Origin of the sequence: Vibrio sp. 1F169, from assembly GCF_041439605.1 — a bacterium.
Classification (GTDB): Bacteria; Pseudomonadota; Gammaproteobacteria; order Enterobacterales; family Vibrionaceae; genus Vibrio; species Vibrio tasmaniensis_A.
This window is the reverse complement of record NZ_JBGOOI010000124.1, coordinates 1-6,156: the sequence shown is the minus strand read 5'-3', so window position 1 is coordinate 6,156 and position 6,156 is coordinate 1. Positions and strand designations below refer to the sequence as shown.

Here is a 6,156-nt window from a genome sequence, read left to right as displayed (position 1 = left end):
TAGCATATGTATTACAAAATCAACTCACCATTAATTAGTCAATCATCGGTCGTGATACACTTTGGGGCAGATCTGAGCTAGTTGGCACTTTTTGAGAAAAGTGCCACGAGTAAAACTTCAGGTCTATGAAGCCTCTGGACAAAAACGTGTCAGCGACTCTGCTAATTTAACGAACCACGAATTAGTTGACGTATGGCAGACCTTAGTTGTGTAATGCCTAAGACTTCTGGTTCTGAAGATGCTGAAGGGGGCTTAGAAAACTCAGGCCTTACCACTGTTTTTACCTCTCTCCATACCAACAACGTTCAAAATGAAAGCTCAGTGCCACAGTAATAGACTCCTATCACAAATCAGATATCATTACTTGTTAAAACAAGAAGATAAGATCATGTAAACAATGGTAAGTACAGAATGCCATCATATGATTTAGTATGCTTATTGATGTACAATCACACGCAGAGGTAAGTTGCGTTGCAAAACAAGAAAATTTTAATGGTAACAAGTAGCTATGACAAAACTTGTTCATATCTTATAAAGAAATTCAGTCAACTCACATTTTTCCGTTTAGATCTAGATCGGTTCTCTGACTATCACATAACCTTTTCAGCTAATGGGTTCAAAATAAAGGACTCTAACCACTACATTGACTCTGGATCATGTGCATCTATTTACTTTCGAAAGCCTTCAATGGAAAAACTCGATGGCATATTCGAGAGTCACTATCACTCCTATATTCATAAGGAGACATACGTTTTTGTAGAGGGTATTGTTGAGAGCTTTAGTGGTACTGTGCTTACAAGGCCTTCAGTTATGCGCCGAGCTAATAATAAAGTGCTTCAAGCATCTCTAGCAGCTCAAACAGGCTTCCATTTACCAGACTTTGCGATCACAAACGATGTCAGTTTGCTAAAGCATTTTTCTGATTGCACAGGCATCATCAAACCTGTTGCCATCGGTGAAATAACAAGCCGCTCTAGTAAGGAGTTTGTACAAACAAACCTGATAGACCCAACTTTCGAAACTAACAACTTTGAGTTCTCACCAGTCTACCTGCAAAATTTTATCGAGAAAGACTTCGAAGTTCGGGTCACCGTTGTGGATGGACAGTTTTTCCCTGTAAAAATTCATTCTGAGAACAATATTGACTGGAGAAAGCCTCACAATAAAGTGTCTTATGAAGCTTGTTCGATCCCATCAACGATTAGAAGTAACTGTCTTACTTTCATGAAGCTTTGCAACATGAAGTTTGGCTGTTTTGATTTTATTGTGAAGGGTGACGTCTGGTACTTCTTGGAGATGAACGCTAATGGACAGTGGGCATGGTTAGAGTTTGAGACTGGGTTAAACATCTCTGGAGCAATTGTTGGCTACTTGACGAAAAATAGAGCACAGGAGGAACAGTAATGGAACATCGCAACAACTCTATTTGGTATAAACTCGGGTTACTTGTTTGCTGGATATTTAACCTTTCCCCTATTTTCCATATTTCACGAGATAAAGGGTTTGGCTCTATTACTCAGCTTACGGAACTGCGCTTCTCTATATCAACGTTGCCTTGGGGTGATAAACATATATACCTTTTATCGTATAACAAAGAAAAGGGCTTTGAGCTATTTTCAGTTCTGAAACTTTCTGACTTGCAGCCATCACGTAACCAGGAGGAACTAGAAGAATGCAAAAACAAATTCCTCGAATTAGACGATGATGCTGATGGGTTAAAGAGCCAATTGAGAATAGAGTTTTTAAAACATAAACATGCTGATTGTCAAAACAGCATGAATACCCTTAACAATAAGGTGAATAGCTATGTGGCAATTGCTTTGGTTTATGCTGGTTTATGTACATTTTTATTTAAGTCGATACATAATTTACCAGTTTCAACAACAAGTATTGTGATTTGGGTAACTTTTACTCTTTCCGTTATCTTCCTTGTTAATGTTCTAGTGCTATTACGTCGTTACTTACAGGTAAAAGCCTCCATAAAAAGCATGTTTATGTCTTTCAAGGAGTCTCCTGATTGGCAGAAGTTAGCAGAAGGTATCTATATTGACTGGTTAAAATCACGAGAAGAGCAAGTAGCAGCTGCAACGCTGGTATTAAATATTGAAAAGTACTTTATTAGAAGCATTATTTTAAGCACATTACTGTTGATTATCACCACTTTACAACCTTACAACTGGCTGGCAAAAGAACCACTACACGGTAGCAATAAATCAACAACTGAATTTATATTACTTAATGGTGAGGGAAACTTTTCCCCTCAAGAGCTATTAAGGTTATCAAAAGCCATGTCACCCGATAAAAAAGTAATCTTCATTTATTCATCATCAAACACTTTAGGTAAAACGACGACAGGCTTTGCTATTACAGCACTTAAACTTACAGGACAAAACTCGACTATAGAGTTGAGTGACAGTTTTTTTGATACTAAGATGCTCATTGCAAGTATGGAGGAGCAAAAATGAAACCTTATATCATGAACTATAGTCAGAAAGTTGAGCTGTCCTCACCTTCTGTCGCTTGTACGAATACAGATACAACGACTCAAACGTTCACAATCGAAAACCAAGATGAAGATGCTATTAGGTTGGACTGGACGGTGCAAACGAATACCACTGAGCCAACAGATAATGATTGTATTTATTTTTTAGATGAAACGACTATAACGAAAACATTGGAAGCAACCGATCAAGATCAATTGCACTTCGACACTACATATGAGACACGAGTCCTCGAAACAAGTGATAATGACGAGATGTACCTCGATACTACACTTATGACTGAGTCGCTTGAGGGACTCGATCCAGATGAGATTCTATTGACTCACTAACCCAGCTTCTCCAAAGTTGCATCTCAATAAAATACAACAAAAATCATATAGAGAAGCCTATGTCATTACATGAAACGGTTGTAACTCTAAAGGAGTTGCAGAGACTAGATCTAGCAGTGATCTTGTCTGAAGTTGAAGAACACTCATACCACTACATCGAATCTGCTTTAGCAGCGCAAGAAGAAAGTGTCCCAGCTCGTTTGTTAGCCGCTGCATGTTCAATGCACTTTACTCCAAGAGATGCCAAGAAACCTTTCAAGCCCAAATTTATCTTTGAAGATCGTAGAGGCTTAATAGCTAGTGACTTCAGCGAAGAGTCACTTACGGCACTGAAAGACTTCTGCCCAGAAGTTGAAAACCATGAATTACGAGCACGATTAGCCGATATTGCATGGATTACGAAGTCTGGGACTATCGAGCATGCTTATATGGCGATAGAAGCGTACTTAGAGTCAGCTAAGCAACTTGCTGATGAATCTGATTCGTGGGTTATGCCATGTGAACGTATTGAGCGTGCACTGCGCCTGAGCTGCATGTTCAGACGGGATAATCAACGTCCTGATTTATTCGAAAACGTATCTCAGCTCCTTCTTGAACAGTACGAAGCACATAAAGAATCTGAGAGGTGCTTTTACGCAAAACGCTTGTTAACTCTTTGCCTTGAGTTTTGTATCAAAGAGAATGATTGGATTTACGAACAAGCTCTAGAGCTAGCGAGATTGCAGTTTGAACGAGGTGATTACGACTCATCCATTAATGCAAACGAAATAGCTTTAGATGCAGCAATGTCTATGCGAGACAAAGAGAAGCAGATTGCTACTTGGCAGGCTACTTCTGAATGTCATGTCAAAGCTGCTGAACAATATCAACAAGGTATGATTGCCGCTGGACGCCTGCTCAAAGCAATTGATGCTTTGGCTAAAGTACCAGGGACTAAAGAACAAAGACTGGCTCTATATGAAGAAATGAGAGAGCAGCAAATAGAATCTTTGCACGACCTTGGTCTTATCGTTACTGACGGGCAAGATATTAGTCAGCTTGTTAATACTGCTATTGCTAACGTGCAGAGTGTTGATTTGTCCGATGCTCTTTTCCGCTTGGGTACTATCACAAGACCATCGAACATGGAACAGTTAAGAGAGCATGCAGTTGAGCAGATGCAAACTAGTATCTCATGGATGTTCGGCACGACTCATCTAGATCATGAAGGTATGACAACTGCTGTAATTCCTGCTGACCTTGGTATTGAAGATGACGAGAATGGTCTGCGGTGCTGGAGCATTATGATGCGCAATATTGGTATTGAGCACCAGTTGGGTGTGCAAGGCCAGATTATGCCAGCTCTGAATGAAGTCACTACCAAATACGTTGTTACAGAAGAAGCTATTGAGCAAATCTGTTCAAATCATCCATTCATCCCAGATGGTCATGAAGAATATTTTGTGAAAGGTCTATTGGCTGGTTTCAATCGAGACTTCATGACCGCTTGTCATTTGCTAGTGCCGCAAATTGAGAACTCTCTACGCTATCTTGCTCGCCAGAAAGGAGAGGAGCCTTCTACGTTACATGGTGACGGGTCTCAAGAACGTAATGGTATTAAAGCTCTGCTTGGACACCAAGCGATCATTGATACTTTGGGGTCTGATTTAACCACCAACTTACAAGTACTCCTGCTTGATAAAGTTTATGGTGACTTGAGAAATCAGCTATCTCACGGGTATGTGCCAGCATCAACTTACAGGGGAACAGCCCCTAAGTTTCTCTGGTGGTTGGTGTTACACATAGTGATGATTCCATATGCTAGACAATGGAAAGAGCACTACAAACATCAAGTGCAGGAATAAATGATTCAGCGGGAGCCAAATAGCTCCCGTTTTTAGTTTAAGAAACGAAATACCATCCCAGCGTAATCTCGCGTTAAGGCGTATTATCGAAGTGCATCGGTATCATTGTTGGTAATGGTGCTGAAGCTCAAGATCTTGCTTATCGTGCCAGTACCAGATGAATTGAGGGTTAAACGTACTTAACGTAGCCTCAGTTCTCGCTACACAAACCATCCCCCCTTCGGATAACTTTTCGTAGGGAAAATTCGCATTAACAAAATATGAATGACCTTTTACTCTAAGTTAAAAAGGGGCAGAGGCGTGTTACAAACTTTAAGCTCCCCCGTAATGACAAACTTCAGTAGATAATTAGATTACGGATAATCACTACTAACTGAGTTTGAAAGGTTTACATTGCGTACCTTGATGATACCTGAGCTTCCAACAAGTGCCCGTAAATGTCCAAATTGAACAGCGTTTGGCATAGTCACTAACTTCTCCAGATTCACTTACAAGAGCAGACTCATACTTTAAAAGCTGTATAGAAGGCTCAAGTTGAATACATTCATACTTTTGAGAATGAACGCGGATATCTGAAGGCTCTTCCAAATCCATCATTTGAATAATGGATGTAAAATCGTAGCTATCTCCTGACTTACCAACTTCAGTAAAACTAGGGTGTATTAAACGATCAAGGTCAGCTTTGTTCTGACGAGTTTGGTATTGATGGAGTTCTATTTCTTGTTCGATCAAAATGTCCATTTTACCTCCTAAACTGATATGGCATATAAGGCCTTTATAATCCATTTAAACCACTTGCAACGTCGTCGCCCCACGCAAGCCAATTAGGTTGCCAAATGGATCTTCGATTTGACACATAAAAAGCCCATTTTCAATTGCCATTGGGCCTCTATACAGTTTTGCACCAAGTTCTTCAAAATGATCCAGTGCTTTATCCAAGTTGTTTACCGACCAATATAAAACTGTCCCGCATTTACCCGAGCCTACTTTTTCGTCTGCTTGCACTATCTCAAGAGAAAAACCGTTTAAATTGAGCACGGTAAAGTCGAAACTAGGATGATAAACAGATTCTGCTGTAGGAAAGGCTTTTTGATACCACTCGATGCCCAATGCGACATTTTGAACATGAATAAGAATCGCTGTTGGAATCATAGTCTTCCTCCTACTACTTACCAATCACTAGTATGGTGTGCCGTTCTTTCTAGAGGGAGTCCATTCACCAGAACTTTCAACAACCCATTTGAAATCATCATCTGGATAATGGGCTTCGTCTTTTGCAACTCGGCTCCCTATAACTATAAATTTAGCTTGTTCGCTACTACGGTTTATTAAATGATGACCATTTTCGACCCTAGCAGGGAAGCCAATACACATTCCTGCAAACAATGTCTGCTCACCGTCATCACTGACTAAACATAGCTCACCACCGAGTACATAAAGAAACTCATCTGACCTTGTGTGCCAATGGCGAAGAGCCGACTG

The 6,156-nt window shown here is 40.2% G+C and carries 7 protein-coding genes; 4 read left to right on the top strand and 3 right to left on the bottom strand.

From position 1 onward, the window contains the following. The first annotated feature begins 687 nt into the window (after positions 1 to 687). From ACED53_RS22600 to ACED53_RS22585, 4 genes are read left to right on the top strand one after another with little or no spacing between them, the layout of a single operon-like run. A complete protein-coding gene (locus tag ACED53_RS22600) occupies positions 688 to 1,404 on the top strand; it encodes a hypothetical protein (protein ID WP_210499794.1) in 717 nt (238 codons plus the stop codon). Then, complete coding sequence (locus tag ACED53_RS22595; RefSeq protein ID WP_102579881.1) at positions 1,404 to 2,465, top strand: hypothetical protein; 1,062 nt, start codon at positions 1,404 to 1,406, stop codon at positions 2,463 to 2,465. Before ACED53_RS22600 ends, ACED53_RS22595 begins: the two co-directional genes overlap by 1 nt. 11 nt (positions 2,466 to 2,476) lie before the next feature. Next, positions 2,477 to 2,830 carry a hypothetical protein gene (locus tag ACED53_RS22590; protein ID WP_371715313.1) on the top strand — a complete coding sequence of 118 codons (354 nt, stop codon included), beginning with the start codon at positions 2,477 to 2,479 and terminating at the stop codon, positions 2,828 to 2,830. 59 nt (positions 2,831 to 2,889) lie between these two features. Continuing rightward, positions 2,890 to 4,674 carry a DUF4209 domain-containing protein gene (locus ACED53_RS22585; protein WP_102579879.1) on the top strand — a complete coding sequence of 595 codons (1,785 nt, stop codon included), beginning with the start codon at positions 2,890 to 2,892 and terminating at the stop codon, positions 4,672 to 4,674. Between the two features lie 369 nt (positions 4,675 to 5,043). Here the strand turns inward: ACED53_RS22585 and ACED53_RS22580 are convergent, their stop codons facing one another. The 3 genes from ACED53_RS22580 to ACED53_RS22570 all read right to left on the bottom strand — a co-directional run. Then, positions 5,044 to 5,415 (bottom strand): DUF4440 domain-containing protein, encoded by a 372-nt coding sequence (locus ACED53_RS22580; RefSeq protein ID WP_017097735.1) that lies wholly within the window; start codon positions 5,413 to 5,415, stop codon positions 5,044 to 5,046. 45 nt (positions 5,416 to 5,460) lie between these two features. After that, positions 5,461 to 5,826: a VOC family protein gene (locus ACED53_RS22575; protein ID WP_017097734.1), complete on the bottom strand. Its 366-nt coding sequence runs from the start codon at positions 5,824 to 5,826 to the stop codon at positions 5,461 to 5,463. Positions 5,827 to 5,853: 27 nt separating this feature from the next. Continuing rightward, positions 5,854 to 6,156 (bottom strand): cupin domain-containing protein (locus ACED53_RS22570; protein ID WP_371715312.1); only part of this gene is annotated, 303 nt, incomplete at its 5' end.